The organism is Micromonospora sp. M51, from assembly GCF_018070305.1.
Classification (GTDB): Bacteria; Actinomycetota; Actinomycetes; order Mycobacteriales; family Micromonosporaceae; genus Micromonospora; species Micromonospora parva.
This window is the reverse complement of record NZ_JAGPXZ010001040.1, coordinates 1-1,659: the sequence shown is the minus strand read 5'-3', so window position 1 is coordinate 1,659 and position 1,659 is coordinate 1. Positions and strand designations below refer to the sequence as shown.

Annotated in this window: 2 protein-coding genes; both read right to left on the bottom strand. The window is 73.2% G+C overall.

The genetic code is table 11. From position 1 onward, the window contains the following. Positions 1–201 precede the first annotated feature (201 nt). Positions 202–882 (bottom strand): FKBP-type peptidyl-prolyl cis-trans isomerase, encoded by a 681-nt coding sequence (locus tag KBX53_RS32240; RefSeq protein ID WP_309140906.1) that lies wholly within the window; start codon positions 880–882, stop codon positions 202–204. 148 nt (positions 883–1,030) lie between these two features. Further along, on the bottom strand, positions 1,031–1,659 hold a 629-nt coding region (locus KBX53_RS32235; RefSeq protein WP_210863611.1), incomplete at its 5' end, for a DUF4241 domain-containing protein.

Sequence of the window (1,659 nt, the reverse complement as noted above, 5' to 3'; positions counted from 1 at the left end):
GTCCGCCCTCAACGACCGGGCGGTCCGCCCAGGCTCGTCCACCGCCGTCACATGCCCCTCCGCGTCCGGTTCCAGCTGGGGCACCCCGGGCGGCGAACCGCCCGGGGTGACGCCGAACCTACTGCCGCTGGGTGACGGGCCGGAAGCCCCATGTGAACAACCCCATCGCGTCCCGGCGACAACCGGGACGATCCGGGCAGGTCACTGGGCGGCGAGCACGTCCACCACGAAGCGCAGCGGACCGGTCGGACGTCCACCGGCGGCGGCCTCGTCGTTGCCGTACGCCAGCTCGCCCGGACTGTCGAGCTGCACCCGGCTGCCCACCGTCACCCCGACCAGGCCCTGGTCCCAGCCCGGGATCACCTGGCCGACGCCGATCGGGAAGGTGGCCGGCTGGCCGGCCTTCCAGGAGGAGTCGAACTCCTTGCCGTCCTTGTAGAACACCCCCACGTAGTTGGTGGTGATGTTCTGGCCCTTCTGCACGGCCGGCCCGGTGCCCTTGATCAGCGGCGTGACGACGAGCTTCTTGAGCTCACCGGTGCCCGGCGTCACCGTCGGCTTGCTGCCCAGCGCGGGATCGGCGCCCTCGGGCAGCTGCGGCGCGGGAGGCGCGCCGGCCTCGTCGGCGGCCGGGGCGGAGGCGGACGGGGTGGAGTCGGCCGAGTTCTTGGGCTTGTCGTCGCCACCGCCGATCGTCACGAAGACGCCGATCAGCACCCCGACCACGGCGACGGCGGCGAGGCCGCTGGCCCACGCGTTGCGCGTCCGCCTCGCGTCGGCGGCCTTCTTCGCCGCCAACTGGGCGGCCAGGCGGCGCCCCGACTTGGTGGCCGGGCTCTGGTCCTGGCCCGCCGACCGGTTCTGCTGCGTCCGCTCGCTCACGTCGTCGACTCCCTGCTGCGAAGTGTGGCCGGCACACCCGGTGCCGGGGGGAAAGCCGACGCACACGGTACCCGCACCGCGGCCTACCGTGCCCGCCGCGGACGCCCCGGATCGCCCAGCGCGACAGTTCCGGGGCGTTCTCGGGCGACTATTCCGGGACGACCATGAAGTCGGTCACGAACGAGGTGACCCGGCCATCGGCGGCCCGACCGATCCAGGTGCCGTAGCAGCCGTCACCCCAACCGCTCGCCACGGTGACCACGTTCGCACCGCTGACCTCGTCCACCACGGCACTGATCAGCCCCGGGACCGGGGACGAGGGCAGCTCGGCGGGGATGAAGACCTCCTCGACCCGATCGGAGTCCCAACCCTCCAGGACGGCGAGCGCGCTCGGGTCGGCGAAGGTGCCGACGCCGGCGTCCACCCCGTACCCGAAGTAGTCGTCGGCACCGAGCGTGGCGACGTCCTGGTCACCCGCGACGGCCGGCTCCCAGCGGACCGTCGGCTCGGCGGAGACGACCAGCTCCAGCGCGGCAACCCGTCGGTCCACCTCGGCGTCCTCCCGGAGCACCACCGCCACCCAGGCGCGGGCGGGATACCGCCCCGGGGGCACGGTCACCGTGAACGGCTCCGCCTCCGGGCAGACCAGCGGGTCACACCCGACCACGCGGCCGGTCGGCAACACGATGTCGCCCACCGGCTGAACCTCGATCAGGTATCCGCCGTGCTCGTCGGTGAAGCGGGCGCCGGGCGTCAACAACCGGTCCAGATCAGGGG